This is a genomic window from Streptomyces sp. NBC_00096 (assembly GCF_045041305.1).
In the GTDB taxonomy this organism is placed as follows: Bacteria; Actinomycetota; Actinomycetes; order Streptomycetales; family Streptomycetaceae; genus Streptomyces.
The window spans coordinates 5,048,289-5,063,196 of the sequence record NZ_CP108221.1 but is presented as its reverse complement, the minus strand read 5'-3'; the positions used below and the strand labels follow the sequence as shown (position 1 = coordinate 5,063,196).

Below are 14,908 nucleotides of genomic sequence, written 5' to 3'. Positions count from 1 at the left end.
AGCCGCCCGTCCACCGGACCCGACGATGAGACGATGATGGGTGCTCCGCAGGGTCTGGCGGTCAGACGTAGCTGAGGATGACGAGCAATGCCGCGCACTCGGCCAGGATCTGGACGACGACCGCCGCTTGCCGCACCCGGACTGCGGGCGCGGCCATGGCGACCACGAATGCCACGGCCGCGACGCCGGCACCCCAGATGAACCAGCGCGCCGGCAGGCCTGAGGCGCAACCCTCCCCATACGTCAGACAGCGTGCGGCCGACTCCTGCACCAGGGTGAGCAGACCGGCCGCCACCACGCCCGGCACGAAGAGGGCGGCGGTGAGGGCGGCCCACAGCCGGCTGCGGTCCCGTGCTGCCGGGGCCGAGAGCGTGTGGTCGGGAGTGGAGGTGGTGTTCATGCCCTCATCCAACCGGTGCACGCCGGAATCACACAGCCGTCCGGATACTCAGGTCCAGGGTGCGGGTGTACTCAAGAGCAGGGGTCTTGAGGACCCTATAGGCCCTGCCTGCAGAATCTGTCCCGTTGGTCCAGACTCCTCAACCACAGACGGTCGGTAGTCGCTAAGCCGAGTGGGACTGTGTAGCGATCTGATGCGCCCACCGACCCTGCGAAGGGGTGGTGGTCGTCCTTACGGTCCGGTTGGCCGTGCGAAGTCTCGGGAAGGGTGTCCGACCACCCGGTCCTGGATGCTCTGACCGTCCCGGGCGTCCATACCCTCCCCCTTCTGCGGTGCTGACAGGTGACGGGTGCGGATCGTCGCACCGGCCGGAGGGGGATGGGCATCCCTGATCCGGCCGCTCCTCCCCATCCGTCCCTCCCGGCCGTTCCCCGGGGGGAACCCGGAAGTCTTGTGGCATTTCGGGGTGGGTCGGTCGGTCAAGGGTGGCCGAAGGCCATCGCGAAGCGACGCGACGACGAAGGAGGAGCGCCCTTGACGGGCCGGCCCGCACCGAAAGGACACTGGACTTCCGGGTTCCCACCGGACCCTGCCAACGCCCCCGCCCAACCCGCAGCACAGCCGCAGCACAGCCGCACCGCAGCCCCACCGCAGCCCCCACCCACCCCACCCCCCTCACACGCCCCCCACCCCCACCCCCTACGCTGGCCAGGGCCACCACAAAAGGCACAAACCACCCCCAAGGACCAGCCTCCGTGACCCAACAACCGCCGCAGCCGCCCCAGTCCCCGACCTCCCCACCTCTACCCTCCCCACCACCCCCGCCCCCGCTCCCCCCACCCCGACGGGGAGCGGACTGGATGTTCGGCGGGGTCTACGGGACGGTCCTCGCGTCCGGGCTGCTCGCGGCGCTCGACCAGAAGGGCGGGGAGTACACGCCCTTCTACGACGCCAGCTGGGTCCTGGTCACCGCCGCCACCGCCGGTCTCGCGCACGGGTACTCGCACCACATGAGCACCCATCAGCCCGGCTCCGCGGGGCACCGGTGGCGGATCCTGGGGCGGGCGCTGTGGAACGAGTGGCCCATGATCGCGGCCACCCTTCCCACGGTCCTGCTGCTGCTCATCGCCGGGCTCGCCGACTGGGACTCGCACGGGGTCACCGCCATCGGGCTCGGCCTGAACACCGCGATGCTGTTCGCCTGGGGCTCCTTCGTGGCCCTGCGGGTCGGCTACGGCCTCGGCTCGGCGCTCCTGATCGGCGTCGCCGACGCCACGATCGGGCTGGCCATCATCGTGGCCAACGCCGTCATCAAGTGACGGGCCCCGGGCGGCACGGCCCCGGAGCCGGCCACCGGCGGCAGAGCCCCCGAGCCGAGCCCGGCCGCCGGCACCAGGGCCCCGCGCCTCACTCCGGCAGCTGTCCCTCCGCCTCGGCCAGGATCTCCGTGAGCCGCGCGCCGAACTCCGCACCGCGCGCGTCCGGCACCCCGGTGCGGGCCGAGTCGAGCAGCGCGTCCAGGGCGCGGCCGTAGGCACCCGGTACGTCGCTCCAGTCCGGCAGGCCGAAGACGCCCTCGGTGCCGCGCAGCTCCAGCCCCACCCCGGCGGCCGCGCGCGGGGAGCTGAGGCTGAGGACTGCGGTGCTGGCCGCGCCGGAGCTGTGGCGCAGGGCCAGCTGGACCAGATCGGCGGGGCCGCGGGTGGCGCTGACCGAGGTGACGTCTCCGAGGACCGGGATGAGTACGGACAGGGCGTGCGGGCCCACGTCCCACAGCCCGCCCTTGGCCTTGCGCCAGGGCGAGTCCGCGTAGGCGCTGGGCTCCCCGTCGGGCGGGAAGACCGCGCCGAGCCAGTGCGCGGCGGCGGTGAACCAGCCGGAGCGTGCGGCCTGCTGGTCCACCCAGCCGGCCGTCGGCTCGGCGAAGCGCAGGGTGAGGAAGACGACGGAGGCGACCCGGTGTTCGACCACGGCGTCGGCGACGGCGCGGGCGTCGGCCGCGGTCGTGGCGACGGGCTTGTCGAGCAGCAGGTGGCATCCGGCGGCGGCCGCGCGCACGGCGAGCGGGGCCTGTACGTCGGGCGGCAGGGCGAAGGCCACGGCGTCACAGTCGGCGAACAGCGCGTCGGGGTCTTCGTACACCTTCACCCCGTACTCGCGCGCCAGCGCGGTCGCGGCTTCGGGCCGCCGGCCCCAGACTCCGGCGAACTCGGAGCCGGCGTGCGCGGCGAGGGCGGGGGCGTGGGTGCGATGGGCCCAGGGGCCCGTACCCAGCAGCCCGACCCGGGGGCGTGGCCCGGAAGCGGCCTCTGCGGCGGCATCTCCGGCGGACGTCAAATCGTACGAAATGCTCACCCGCCCAGTCTGCCCCACTCGTACGGGTGCACGGACGTCGACCCGCACAGCCACGCCCACCTGCGGCGTAAACCTCGGTAACACGGGGTTCACACACGGGCAACGGAAGAGAAATCGCGAGCGGGCACGCTGCGGTCTACACCGCAGAACGAATTCGCAGCACGCGAACCGCAGGACGCAACGCAGCATCCGCAGAGTCTGCGCCGGAGCGACGCACCGAAGGATGGGGCCCGTGAGCTACAAGGCTGAGTACATCTGGATCGACGGAACCGAGCCGACGGCGAAGCTGCGTTCCAAGACCAGGATCCTGGCGGACGGTGACGCGCTGCCCATCTGGGGCTTCGACGGATCGAGCACCAACCAGGCAGAGGGCCACGCTTCGGACCGCGTCCTGCAGCCGGTGTTCTCCTGCCCGGACCCGATCCGCGGCGGCGACAACGTCCTGGTCCTGTGCGAGGTCCTGAACATCGACATGACCCCGCACGAGTCGAACAGCCGCGCGCTGCTCCGTCCGATCGCCGAGAAGTTCGGGGCGCAGGCCCCCATCTTCGGCATCGAGCAGGAGTACACCTTCTTCGACGGCACCCGCCCGCTCGGCTTCCCGGTCAACGGCTTCCCGGCCGCGCAGGGCGGCTACTACTGCGGCGTCGGCTCGGACGAGATCTTCGGCCGCGAGATCGTCGAGAAGCACCTGGACCACTGCCTCACGGCGGGCCTGGCGATCTCCGGCATCAACGCCGAGGTCATGCCCGGCCAGTGGGAGTTCCAGGTCGGCCCGGTCGGCCCGCTGGAGGTCTCCGACCAGCTGTGGATCGCGCGCTGGCTGCTCTACCGCACCGCCGAGGACTTCAACGTCTCCGCGACGCTGAACCCGAAGCCGGTCAAGGGCGACTGGAACGGCGCGGGCGCGCACACCAACTTCTCCACGAAGGCGATGCGCGAGGACTACCGCGCGATCATCTCCGCGTGCGAGTCCCTGGGCGAGGGCAGCAAGCCGCTGGACCACGTCAAGAACTACGGCGCCGGCATCGACGAGCGTCTGACGGGCCTGCACGAGACCGCCCCGTGGAACGAGTTCAGCTACGGCGTCTCGGACCGCGGCGCGTCCGTCCGCATCCCGTGGCAGGTGGAGAAGGACGGCAAGGGCTACATCGAGGACCGCCGCCCGAACGCGAACGTGGACCCGTACGTGGTGACCCGCCTCATCACGGACACCTGCTGCACCGCCCTGGAGAAGGACGGCCTGGTCTGAGACCGCCCCTCCCCCCGCTCACGCCCCGACGCCCGCCCGGTCCCCGCGACCGGGCGGGCGTCGGCGTTCCTCTGGGACGGATCCGCCCGGAATGCGATACGGGTGACGGGAACGGACAGGCGGGAGCGAGCGACCGAGTGATGGTTTGTCGGGATTGCAACATTCTCTTCACGCCATGATCATCGAATATGAGACTCCGATCCATAGAGTGAGACAGGGTCTGCCCCGACGTCAGGACATCTGCTTGAATGGGGCCATGGCCAGCCACTCGCACACCCCGACAGGTCGCAGCGACCTCAAGCCGTTCTGGCCGTCCCGTCAGGACCACGATTTCGACCGGGTGTGTTGCCGCGCGAAGAACGCGCCGGCCCTCTAAAACCTCCGGGACACAACCGAGCTTCCCCGAGGCCTTCGGTCTGCGCGGTACGACACAAGACGACGCCTGCACGTACGTCTCCTGCCGACCACTCCGCGTGAAAGAGCTGACCACTCATGGCGAACACCCGTTCCTTCGCATCTGCCACCTCCGCTGCGACCTCCCCCCTGACCTACCCGGCCTTCCCGCCCAGTCCGCGCCACCGCCTGCGAGCCGTGGAGCGCGACGAGGTGGCCCGGGTCGTGGACTTCCTCCCGCCCGGCGCCACCTGGCTCCCCGCTCCGGCGCACACCCTGCCCGCCCTGCCCGGCCAGCCGCCGATGGTCGGCTATCTGGTGCTCGTACCGGCCGACCAGCAGCCGCCGGTCGCCTTCTCCCCGCAGTCCGTTCCCGCTCCCGCGGCCCCCGCGGCCGTCACCGGGGACGCCCTGGTCCGCATCGACCCGGCGCAGCGCACCGCCGAGGTGGACGGCGAGGTGCTGGACCTGACGTACCTGGAGTTCGAGCTGCTGGCCCACCTGGTCGCGCACCCGCACCGGGTGCACAGCCGGGACCAGCTGGTGACCACCGTCTGGGGCTACGGCCACGTGGGCGACGGCCGCACCGTCGACGTCCACGTCGCCCGGCTGCGCCGCAAGCTGGGCGCCGCCCACCGCGGGGCGATCCAGACCGTGCGCCGGGTCGGGTACAAGTACGCCCCCTGATCCTGCCCGCCGGGCCCGTGCTCACGAGGGGGAGCGCGGGCCCGGCGCATGCCCGCCGCATGCCCGGACCTGCGGGATCAGGGCCAACTCGGCCGCACACCAGTGCTGTTGGTGACCAGCCGCTGCCGTAGGCTGCGCAGCCGTGACTACCGGAACCGGCGGCGCGCTCGCCCCTCTTCAACCCCAGGACCCTCGCGAGATGTCCGGCTACCGACTGGTCGCCCGGATCGGCGAGGGCGGCATGGGAACCGTCTACCTCTCGCACACGCGCGGCGGGCAGCCCGTCGCGCTGAAGCTGGTCCGCCGGGAGTTCGGGCAGGACCCGGAGTTCCGCCGGCGGTTCGAGCAGGAGGTGCGGGCCGCGCGCCGGGTGCAGGGCTACCACCTCGTACCGGTCCTCGACCACGACACCACCGGCCCCGCACCCTGGCTCGCCTCGGTGTTCGTACCGGGAATGTCGCTGCACGACGCCGTCAGCACCTACGGTCCGCTCCCGCTGGACGCCGTCTTCCGGCTGGTCGGCTGCACGGCGCGGGCACTCGGCTCCATCCACGCGGCGGGGGTGGTCCACCGCGATCTGAAGCCCGCCAACCTGCTGCTCGGCGCGGCCGGACCGTACGTCATCGACTTCGGGATAGCCCGGGCCGCCGACAGCACACAGCTCACCCGGACCGGCGGGGTCATCGGCACCCCGCAGTACATGTCCCCCGAACACGCGCTGGGCTCCGAGGTCACCGCCGCGAGCGACCTGTTCTCGCTCGGGCTGATCGCGGCCGTCGCGTCGACCGGGCGCCATCCGTACGGCGACGGCGGGGCCACGGCCATCGGCGTGCGGATCGCCAACAGCGACCGGCTGCCGCCGGACCTGAGCGGCTATCCGGCCGGGCTGCGGCCGCTGCTGGAGCGCTGCCTGACGGCGGATCCGGCGCAGCGGATCGGTACGGAAGAACTCGCCGCCCTGTGCGAAGCGGCGGCCGGGCGGCAGCCGAACGACTTCGCCGACTGGCTTCCGGAGCCGCTCGGGCAGGAGATCGCACGGCGGGTCCGGGCGGCCGTGCACCCGCCGGCGCCGACGGTGGCGGACACGGGCGCCGGTGCGGGCGCCGGTGCCGGTGCGGGCGTTCCGGGCGGTACGGGTGGCTCCGGCGCAGGTGCGGCCGGCGCCTCCGGCGGGGTGTACGGGGCCCCGACGGCGGGTGCGCCGCCGCGGCCCGCCGGACCGCCTCCGGGCGGCGGGTACGCGACGCCCCCTCCGGTGCCGACCGCGGCTCCGTTCCCGGCCCCGGCCGCCGCCCCGAAGCGGTACCGCGGCGCACTGGTGGCCGCGGGTCTCGTACTCGCCGTCCTCGCGGGCGCCGGCGCGGCGCGGCTGCTGGACGGCGACGGCACGAGCGGCGCCACCGGCAAGGACTCCGCCGGGCAGCGCGGCGCGGTCACCCCCGCCTCCTCGGGCTCGGCCCCGGCCGCGGCTCCGGCCCCCTCCGGAGCCAAGACCGCGCCGTCCGCCTCCGCTTCGCCGAAGGCCGCGTACACGCCGGTCTTCCAGGACAGGCCCCTGACCCTGCGCGCGCCCTCGTACAACACCGGGACCCACGTCGACCTGGACGCTCCGAAGATCCTGCCCAAGGGGGAGATCGGCAAGACCCAGGACATGGAGCTCACCTACCAGGACTGGAGCGGCGCCGATCTGAGCTTCCTGACGGCCACGGGCAAGAGCACGGGCACCACGCCGGAGGAGTGCCGGGAGGCCGTGGCCACCAACACGCTGGCCTCCAGGGTGGGCAGGGACGAGCTGAAGGCGGGCAAGACGCTCCCGAAGGGGACCGTGCTGTGCACCGTCACCAGTGACGGCAACCTGGCGATGCTGCGCATCACCGAGGTCGTGCTCGACACGAGCAAGGGGTCGATCGGCCCCATGCCGGACTACGTCACCACGCTGACGCTCTGGAAGATCGGTTGACCGTCGGGCGCGGCCTCCGGGAGCGTTCCCCCGGCGGCCGCGGCCGACGGCGAGTGGCCTACGCCCGGGCGTCGACCCCGGCCTCGGCTCCGGCCTCGGCTCCGGCTTCGGCTTCGGCTTCGGCTCCGGCCTCGGCTTCGGCCCGGGAGCGGCGCCGCGACGCGGCGAAGCCCAGGGCCACGTCGGCCACCAGGAACACCACCAGGCTGATCCCGAGCAGCGGGACGAACCAGCCCACGAGGGCCGTCACCGCGGCCAGCGGCAGCAGCACCATCACCGGCAGCTTCCGCCACGCGCCGCGCGGCTGCGGGCGGCCGACCGAGAGCCTGCGCTCCTTGGTCGGGCGGCGCAGCCACCACATGCGGTAGCCCCAGACGACCATGAACATCAGCGAGACCGCCAGCGCGGCGAGCGCCAGCTGGTTGGCGAGCCCGAAGGTGAGGCCCATGTGCAGGTCGATGCCGAAGCGGGTCAGCTTGGCGAGCAGCGGGTAGTCGGCGAAGCGCAGTTCGTCCATGACCCGGCCGTCGGCGGGGTCGACGGAGACCGCGTCCAGGTGCACCGGCACCTGCTTGTCCTGCTCCTTGACCACGTACCCCTTGCCCTTGGCGGGCAGGGTGATCCGCAGGGATTCGGTGACCCCGGCGGCCCGGGCCGCCGCCACCGCGCCGTCGATGCCGATGGTGTCGGTGGGGGTGGGCGGCGCCGTCTGCGTGCCGTCGCCCCCGCCGTGCCCGGCGTGTTCGCCTCCCGCGCCGGCGGCCGGGGCGTCGCCGACCACGGCGGAGACGGCCGGGGTGGACCCGCCGAGGCTGTCCTGGAGCTGCCCGATGTTCTCGCCGGCGTACTTGGACCAGGTCAGGCCGGTGGCGGAGAGGCCGACGAGGCCGATGGCGATCCAGACGCCGACCGAACCGTGCCAGGACAGGGTCTTGCGCCGGCCCGTCGCCTTGCGGTCGGGCACGAGGAGCTGCGCCCTGCGGGTCCGCCTGCGGCCGATCCACAGTGCGAGTCCGCCGAGCGCGACCACCCACAGCCAGCTCGCGGCGAGCTCGCTGTAGTTCCGGCCGAACTCCCCCAGCTGGAGGCTGGAGTGGAACTCGCTCAGCCAGGCGCGCAGCGGCAGCGCGTCACCGGCGGTGGTGAGCTTCCCGCGGACCTCGGCCGTATACGGATCGACGAACACGGTGAGGGTTTCGCCCTCGGTGAGTCCCGGGCTCTCCATGATCACCCGGGTGGTGGCGTCCGCCTCGGGTGCGGGCCACACGGCGGTCACCGTGCCCTGGGGCGCGGCGTTCCGCGCCGCGTCGACCTGGGCGCTGAGCGGCCGCGCGCTCGCGCCGACGTGGTCCACCGTCAGCTGGTCGGCGTAGACGATTTTCTCGGCCTGCCAGGAGCCTGCGTAGAGCAGCCCGGTGGTGGCGGCGACGAACAGGAGCGGGGCTATCAGCACCCCGGCGTAGAAGTGCAGGCGCAGGAGCAGCGGCCGCAGCGCGGCCCAGGTGCCGGGGCCACGGGTTTCGGGGGTGGGTGCGTCGGAGTCCGCTGCGCGGAGTTCCCCGACCTCGTCGAGAGACATGGGTGTCCTAGGTGTTGGCGAAGACATGGGTGAGCGACCCCAGGTCTCGCCCCCTCGCCGAAGAGGTGCGCCGTTCAGGCGCGGGCAGGACGGCCGGGGGCCGTGATACGGATCAGTCCGCGCGCGGGCGGCCCGCGCCGCTCGGCGGTGTGCGCGTGCACGGCGCCGCGCAGGGTGCGCGGCCGTTCGTACGCGGCGGGAAGGAACCCGGGCACCGGCGGTACGGGCAGCACGCGCGACCGGAGCAGGGCGAGGACCCGGGAGAGCGGCCGGGCGGCGAGCAGCGCCCCGGCCGCGAGGGCGGCGGCGAGCCGGAAGACGGCGGCCTCGCCCCAGGCCAGCCAGAGCGCGCAGAACAGTCCGGCGAGGACGTGCGCGGCGATCATGCCGAGCCCGTCGTGGGCGTGGCCGGCGGCCAGGTCACCCATGCCGCTCATGCCGTCCATTGAGTCCATGGAGTGCATGGGGTGCGTGCCGCTCGCGCCGCCCGCGCCCGCCTCCATGCCGGTACCCATGCCCATGCCCATGCCGACGTCCGTGTCCATGTCCGCCGCCGCGTGGTGGCTGCGCACCGAGGCGGAGAAGACCAGGTGCAGGACCGCCTGCACGCCGAGCAGTGCGGCGGAGATGGTGACCGGTCCGCGCCTGCGCCCGGCGGCGAGCCGGGCGAGCCCTCCGATCAGCACGAATGCGGACAGAAGACCCAGCAGGGGAATGTCCATACCGGACACGTACGAATGCCCCGCCGCTCCCAGTGCGACAGCCACCGCCGCGAAGACCGCGGCCCGCGTGGCGCGCATCGGCGCGGGGCTCTGTGACATGACCTGGGCATGCTGCCACGAGGCCCCGCCGCACTCAACCGCAACTCTGTGTCCGATCATGGCCGGATGAACCCAGTGCCATTGACGGTGCCGTTGAGCGCGGTGTATGCGGGCGGGGTCCAGCTCGGGGCGTACGCCCTGGAGCGGCTGGATCCGGCGGCGCGGGAGCGGCTGCTGCGCCGCTGCTCCACCAATGCCGACAACCTGGACGCGGGCCGCTGGGAGACCCTGCCGCTCAGCGCGTTCCTCGTCGAGGAACCGATGCCGCTGCCGTACGCACTGCTGCTGACCGCCGTGCTCGGGTACGCCGAGTACGCGTACGGGGCCTGGTGGACGGCCGCCGCCTTCCTGCTCGGACACACCGCGGCGACCCTGCTCGTGTACGGGGTGCTGCGCCGGACCGCCGGTCCGCGCACCCGGCGGGCGGTGGACGTGGGCACCAGCTACGGGTTCAACACCGTGCTCGGCGCGCTGACCGCGGCACTCCCGCGCGGCCCGGTGCGCACCACCGCCCGGGTGGGGCTGCTGGCGCTCGCCGTGCGGCCGCTGCTGCGGCGGGAGCGGACCTTCACCGATGCCGGGCACCTGGTGGCGCTGGGGCTCGGCCTCGGGTTGTCGGTGGCCGCCGATTACCTTTCCGGAGCGAAATCTCCGAAAATCATAGGGATGACACGCGTCACCCAGCGCAGTGTCCTCCGCAGCCATTCAGTTCTCTGATCATTCGGATTCCGAATGCCGTCGTCCGCCAACGCTGGAGCAGCCACGATGACCGTCACCCAAGCCACCACCGTCGCCAACCTCCGCGACCTCGGCGGCACCCCGCTCACCGGCGGCCGCACCGTCCGCGCCGGTCTGGTGCTGCGCTCCGGCCAGCTCGACCGGCTCGACCTGGAGGCCGACCGGGCGGTGGCCGCGCTCGGCCTGCGGACCGTCGTCGACTTCCGTACCGACATCGAGCGGGGCGAGCACCCCGACCGGATCCCGGCCGGCGCCCGGCTCCTCATCGCCGATGCCCTGGCCGACAAGATCAACGCCGACAGCTCGGGCGGCGCCGACACCCCCGGGAAGATACCGGCCGCCCAGCTCAAGGAGATGCTGTCCGACCCGGTGGTGGCCGAGGAGCACCTGGGCGGCGGCAAGGTGCAGGCCCTGTTCGCCAGCGTCTACCGCTCGCTGGTGAGTTCCGCGTCCGCGCAGGCCGCGTACCGGCTGCTGCTCACCGAGCTCGCCGATCCGCAGGCCGGTCCGCTGCTCTTCCACTGCACGGCGGGCAAGGACCGGACGGGCTGGGGCGCCACGGTGATCCTGTCGCTGCTCGGCGCGGACGACGAGACGCTGATGAGCGAGTACCTGTCGGTCAACCCGGCGGTGCGGATCGCCTTCGCGCCGATGATCGAGGGCTTCACCGCGGCCGGCGGGGACCCGGACATCGCGCTGGCGCTGATCGGCGTCTTCCCCTCCTACCTGGAGGCCGCGCTGGACGAGGTGAACACGCGCTACGGCTCGATGGAGACGTACGTCCGCGAGGGTCTGGGGATCTCCGACGCGACGGTGGAGGCCCTGCGCGCCCGCCTCATCGCATGAACCTTTCGGCCTCTTTCGGGGGGCTGGTCCGAACGGACGCACTGGGACCGGGTGACCATCCGACCATTCGCTCGTTCTGCTGAACGTGACTGCGCCGGATACCGCCACCCGCCCCCTCTCGCCCGACGTCGAGCAGGCCGAGGCCGCCATCGTCGAGCACTACCCGCGGCTGGTGCGGCTGGCCTACCTGGTGCTGCCGCCCGCCCTCGGCCGCAACCGGCGGGTCCTCACCGCCCACTCGCTGGCCCAGCGCGCCCTGCCGCGCGGCCGGCGGGACGGGGCGGTGGCCGCGCAGGCGGCGGTGCAGGGCGGGGTCCCGGGCCAGCGGGGCGGGGCGGGTCCCGAGTCCGGGTACGCCTACGTACGCCTGCGGGTGCTGCGCTCCGCCCTGGAGGCCGGGATCCCGCTGACGTTCCGCGCCCTGCCCAGGCGGGCTCAACTGCCGCCGCTGCTCCCCCAGGTGTGGGGGCTGCGGCTGTTCCCCCGCTCGGGCGGCGCCGAGGAGCTGGCGCTGGACCAGTGGCTGGCCACCCTCGACGGGCCGGGCCGGGCCGCGTGCGTGCTGCGGGCACTGGAGCGGCTGCCCGAGGCGGAGGTGCTGCGGGTGCTGACCGAGGCGGGGGTGGTGAACCCGGCCGCCGCCGTCGCGGAGTCCGGGGACCCGGCGACCGACGGGCTGTTCCACTCCCCCGAGTTCGACCCGTGCGTGCTCCAGGCCCGGCCCACCGATCTGCTGCGCCGCCGCCGGCTGGTGCGGGCCGGGATCGCCGCCGGGGCCGCCCTCGCCGTGTGCGGGGCGCTGCTCGCGCTGCCCGGCGGCGGCTGGGGGGCCGACGGGGCCGCCGCCCCGCTGTACGCGAAGAACGCGGCGGCGGAGCAGGCCCTGGACCCCGGGCAGCTGGTCCGGGTCGCGCCGACGGTCTGGCGCACGTCCTCGCGTACCGACTACTCCGGCTGGCCCGCGCGCGGGGACCGCGTCGGCGACACCGCCCTGCTGCGCAGGGCCCTGGCCGTGTGGGCCCGGCCGGGCCGCTCGGTCGTGGTCTCGGCCACCCCGGGCACCCCCTCCGGACCGCCGATGGGCCCGCCGCAGCTGCTGTTCGCCGGCACCGTGGACCAGGCCGTCGTGGTGCTGCTCTACGACGGCCTGCGCGTGGCGCGGTACGCCGAACCGCGCTCCGGTACCGAGATCGCCGCCCTCGACTTCGCCCGGACCGACGGCGCCTCGGCGGACACGGCGACGGCCCTGGTGCTCAGCCGGGTCGACGGCAACGTCCGCTATCTGGCGGCCCCTTGGGTGACGGGCGCGGCGCTGCGGGACCTGCTGAAGCCGGGCGAGGCCCCGGCGCCGTTGAAGCTGACTGCGGAGGGGATCACCCCGCCGGTGGCGAGCCCCGCCCCGGACGGCACGTGCACCAGTTGGAACGCCCTGGCCGTGACGGGCGACGGCGCGACCCGGCTGATCACCGACCTGGGCGAGCTGACGCCGGCCCGGCTGACCTCGGGCGCGCCGGGCGCCGAGCGGAACGTGACCGAGGGCGCGGAGCTGGGCGACTGGTCGCGGATCGCGTGCCTGCTGCCTTCGGTGCGCTCGCACGGGGTGCGCGCGGTCAACGCGTGGACGTACGCGAAGCAGCCGCTGCCGGAGGGCGACGGCACGGCGACCTGGCTGTGCACGCGGGCGGAGACCTGGCAGGGTACGGCGGACCGGGTGCAGGCGCAGTTCCTGGCACCGGGGGCCCCGCTGGCGGCGCAGGCGGCGAAGGCGGAGGGTTCGCCGGCGTGCGGGCCGCGGGACCCGCGGGTGCTGGCCGGGGTGCTGTGGAAGTCGAAGGCCGGGCAGTGGTACGTACTGGCGGCGGGCAGCGCGCAGTTCGCTTCGCTGACGGTGGGCGGTGGCCAGGTGAGCGGGGTCGCGGTCGGCAACCGGCTGGCGGTGAAGGCTCCGGCGGGTGCGCAGGTGGAGCTGTCGGGCAAGCTCACGGACGGTTCGCAGGCGGGCGTGCTGCGGTAGGCCGGCCGCGGGGTGTCACCGGGGCCGCTTTCAGCGGACCCCGGTGACACCCGGGTGGCCCCCCGTGGGCTCAGTGGTCGGGTCTCAGCAGGGGCTGAGGTAGTAGACCCAGCCCCAGGGCGCGTCCGGGTCGTCGCTGTAGCCGCCCGGGGAGGTCCAGCCCACGTTCCTGTTCACGTCGTAGAACCTGGCGTGCAGTTCGGCCCGCTGGTTGTTGATCCAGGAGCCGGTGCCGGTCCAGGGGATCGAGTTGAGCGTGTTGCAGGTGAAGAGCTGCTTGACGTCGCCGGTGTACCACTCGCCGCTGTACGCGCACACGTAGGTGTAGGGGCAGCCCGAGGCCGCGGTGGCCGGCGTGGCCTGCGGGGCGCCCAGCTCGTGGGCGTACTTCTCGCCGGGCAGGGTCAGCAGGATCTCGCCGCCCTTGGCCAGGGTGATCTTGTTGACGGCGACCTGGGTTCCGGCCTCCTTCGCGAGGTACGAGTCGACGCGCTTCTGCAGGCCCTTGGCCTGTGCGCCGTCCAGTCCCGCGGTGCGCGCCTGGGCCGCGAAGTCGGGCCGGCCGCCGTCCGCGACGGTGGTCGCGCTCGCCCCGCCCGGAGTGGCGAGCAGGGTGAGGGCGGTCATCGCCAGTGCGAGGACGGCCTTCGCGGGTGTGCCGGACAGGAAGGTGCTGCGTATTGCCATGTGGGCGTGCCCCTCTGAATCGGTGATGCCGGTGTTCCGGTGTTCCGACGTTCCGTGCAGGGGAAATTCTGGGGTTCGCCGGCGGCTCGGTCTTGTAGGAATGCGACACGAAAGGGAGCAGCCAGGTCCGCTTCCCTGGGCGATCACATGTGGCCACGACGGCTCTCCGCCGGATGGCCGGTGATCGACTACCGGCCCGCCTGCCGTAGGGGCAGCATGCGTCCACAGAGATCATCTGCGGATCGCGCTTTCTCCCACCCCCCACCCGCCGAAGGAGAACCATCGTGTCCACGCCTTCCGGTATGTCTTCCAGCCGGGAATTCCGCCCGGGAACCGGCTTGAAAGGGCCGGTGTGCGGATATTCCAGCTATGCCTATGCCGCGGGGACCGCCCGGCGGCGCATTCTGATGCCCAATACGGTGGCCACCGTGAATTTCGGATTCGGCGCGCCCGTGCGGACCCTGAGCGTGGCGGGAGAACGCACCCACAGTGCCTCGTCCTCGCGGGTGGACCTCCCGGCGACGGCGGCGGTCTGCGCCCAGCACGAGGGGGACGTGCGGGGAGTGGTCATCCGCATGTGGCCGATGGGCGCCTACCGGCTGTTCGGCGTCCCCATGTCGGAGTGGCAGCAGCCGGGACTCGACCCCACCGACCTGCTGCCGCGCGGCCTGCGCCACCTGCCCCGGATGCTGGAGGAGGCCGACGCGGACCGGCGTGCCGGGATCCTGGACGCGGAGCTGCCGAGGCTGGTGGACGGCCACCGGGCGGCCCGGGTCGCGCCGGAGATCATGCTCGCGTGGCACGAACTGCACCGCACGCAGGGGCGGGTCAGTGTCGGCCGGCTCGCGGCCGGGGTGCTGTGGAGCAGGCGTCACCTCGAACGCCGGTTCCGCGAGCAGATCGGGCACCCGCCCGCCGCCATCGCCCGGGTCCTGCGGCTCAACCACGCGTTCCGGCTGCAGCGCGGGGGCCTGCCGCTGGCGAAGGTGGCCGCGCTCGCGGGATTCCACGACCAGGCGCACTACAGCCACACCGTCAAGGACGCCACCGGCCTGACCCCCGGCAGGCTCCCCCTGGACGGCGGCCCGATCGACTGGCAGGCGGAACCGGCGCCGACGGCACGGACCGGCCGGGGCCGGGCTTACTGACCTGCGGGGACCGGCGCGCCGACCCGTG

Annotated in this window: 13 protein-coding genes; 8 read left to right on the top strand and 5 right to left on the bottom strand. The window is 73.3% G+C overall.

Annotated elements, in window-relative coordinates:
- Window positions 1-61: 61 nt before the first annotated feature.
- The gene (locus tag OG904_RS22315) at window positions 62-400 is read right to left on the bottom strand and encodes a hypothetical protein (RefSeq protein WP_405493630.1); all 339 of its coding nucleotides are present in this window, start codon (window positions 398-400) and stop codon (window positions 62-64) included.
- Window positions 401-1,260: 860 nt separating this feature from the next.
- Here OG904_RS22315 and OG904_RS22310 point away from each other — a divergent pair.
- Window positions 1,261-1,719, top strand: a complete 459-nt coding sequence (locus OG904_RS22310) for a hypothetical protein (protein WP_405493628.1) — start codon at window positions 1,261-1,263, stop codon at window positions 1,717-1,719.
- An 88-nt stretch (window positions 1,720-1,807) separates the two neighbouring features.
- Here OG904_RS22310 and OG904_RS22305 read toward each other — a convergent pair whose 3' ends face one another.
- Window positions 1,808-2,737, bottom strand: coding sequence for a Gfo/Idh/MocA family protein (locus OG904_RS22305; RefSeq protein WP_405498189.1), 930 nt, complete (start codon window positions 2,735-2,737; stop codon window positions 1,808-1,810).
- Window positions 2,738-2,987: 250 nt separating this feature from the next.
- Between OG904_RS22305 and glnII the strand changes: the two genes are divergently transcribed.
- From glnII to OG904_RS22290, 3 genes are all read left to right on the top strand, one after another.
- The gene (glnII, locus tag OG904_RS22300) at window positions 2,988-4,007 is read left to right on the top strand and encodes a glutamine synthetase (protein ID WP_405493626.1); all 1,020 of its coding nucleotides are present in this window, start codon (window positions 2,988-2,990) and stop codon (window positions 4,005-4,007) included.
- A gap of 492 nt (window positions 4,008-4,499) precedes the next feature.
- Window positions 4,500-5,087 (top strand): winged helix-turn-helix domain-containing protein, encoded by a 588-nt coding sequence (locus OG904_RS22295; protein ID WP_405493624.1) that lies wholly within the window; start codon window positions 4,500-4,502, stop codon window positions 5,085-5,087.
- 199 nt (window positions 5,088-5,286) lie between these two features.
- Window positions 5,287-7,047 carry a serine/threonine-protein kinase gene (locus OG904_RS22290; RefSeq protein ID WP_405493622.1) on the top strand — a complete coding sequence of 587 codons (1,761 nt, stop codon included), beginning with the start codon at window positions 5,287-5,289 and terminating at the stop codon, window positions 7,045-7,047.
- A gap of 58 nt (window positions 7,048-7,105) precedes the next feature.
- Here OG904_RS22290 and OG904_RS22285 read toward each other — a convergent pair whose 3' ends face one another.
- Entirely contained in the window at window positions 7,106-8,626 is a 1,521-nt protein-coding gene (locus OG904_RS22285) for a PepSY-associated TM helix domain-containing protein (protein WP_405493620.1), read from the bottom strand.
- Window positions 8,627-8,700: 74 nt separating this feature from the next.
- Window positions 8,701-9,447 (bottom strand): hypothetical protein, encoded by a 747-nt coding sequence (locus OG904_RS22280; RefSeq protein WP_405493618.1) that lies wholly within the window; start codon window positions 9,445-9,447, stop codon window positions 8,701-8,703.
- Window positions 9,448-9,513: 66 nt separating this feature from the next.
- Between OG904_RS22280 and OG904_RS22275 the strand changes: the two genes are divergently transcribed.
- From OG904_RS22275 to OG904_RS22265, 3 genes are all read left to right on the top strand, one after another.
- Window positions 9,514-10,164 (top strand): rhomboid-like protein, encoded by a 651-nt coding sequence (locus OG904_RS22275; protein WP_405493616.1) that lies wholly within the window; start codon window positions 9,514-9,516, stop codon window positions 10,162-10,164.
- 48 nt (window positions 10,165-10,212) lie between these two features.
- Window positions 10,213-11,031: a tyrosine-protein phosphatase gene (locus OG904_RS22270; protein WP_405493614.1), complete on the top strand. Its 819-nt coding sequence runs from the start codon at window positions 10,213-10,215 to the stop codon at window positions 11,029-11,031.
- An 85-nt stretch (window positions 11,032-11,116) separates the two neighbouring features.
- Window positions 11,117-13,045, top strand: a complete 1,929-nt coding sequence (locus OG904_RS22265; RefSeq protein WP_405493612.1) for a hypothetical protein — start codon at window positions 11,117-11,119, stop codon at window positions 13,043-13,045.
- 84 nt (window positions 13,046-13,129) lie between these two features.
- Here the strand turns inward: OG904_RS22265 and OG904_RS22260 are convergent, their stop codons facing one another.
- Complete coding sequence (locus tag OG904_RS22260) at window positions 13,130-13,732, bottom strand: hypothetical protein (RefSeq protein WP_405493610.1); 603 nt, start codon at window positions 13,730-13,732, stop codon at window positions 13,130-13,132.
- A 428-nt stretch (window positions 13,733-14,160) separates the two neighbouring features.
- On the opposite strand from OG904_RS22260, the gene OG904_RS22255 reads away from it, so the two are divergent.
- Entirely contained in the window at window positions 14,161-14,880 is a 720-nt protein-coding gene (locus OG904_RS22255; RefSeq protein ID WP_405493608.1) for a helix-turn-helix transcriptional regulator, read from the top strand.
- The last annotated feature ends 28 nt before the right edge of the window (window positions 14,881-14,908 follow it).